The organism is Streptomyces alanosinicus, from assembly GCF_014650595.1.
Taxonomy (GTDB): domain Bacteria; phylum Actinomycetota; class Actinomycetes; order Streptomycetales; family Streptomycetaceae; genus Streptomyces; species Streptomyces alanosinicus.
In genome coordinates, this window is the sequence record NZ_BMVG01000173.1 from 1 (window position 1) to 567 (window position 567).

General features: G+C 71.1%; 1 protein-coding gene. It reads right to left on the reverse strand.

What is annotated here, in order from left to right:
* The coding region (locus IE277_RS46850) for a polyketide synthase (protein WP_189960246.1) at nt 1-567 on the reverse strand (567 nt) is incomplete at both ends.

Below are 567 nucleotides of genomic sequence, written 5' to 3' on the forward strand. Positions count from 1 at the left end.
TGGTTGACGGCGGAGCCCTTGATCAGGGCGAGGACGGGGTGGCCGTTGCGGCGGGCGTCGGAGAGACGCTCCAGTACGACGACGCCCACGCCCTCGGAGCAGCCCGTACCGTCCGCCGACGCCGCGAAGGACTTGCAGCGGCCGTCGGAGGCCATGCCCCGCTGATGACTGAAGTACAGGAACATGTCCGGTTCGGTCATCACGGTGACGCCGCCGGCGAGGGCGAGGGTGGACTCGCCGGAGCGCAGGGACTGGGCGGCCAGGTGGACGGCGACGAGGGAGGAGGAGCAGGCGGTGTCGATGGTGACCGCGGGGCCCTCCAGGCCGAGGCTGAAGGCGACCCGGCCGGTGACCAGGCTGCCGTCGCTCGTACCGGGACCGTAGTCGTGGTACATCACGCCGCCGAACACACCCGTCTTGCTCTTGCGCAGGGTGTGCGGGGCGATGCCGGCGCGTTCGATCGCCTCGTGGGCGGTCTCCAGGAGCAGGCGCTGCTGCGGGTCCAGGCCGAGGGCTTCACGCGGGGAGATACCGAACAGGGTGGCGTCGAAGTCGCCCGCGTCGTAC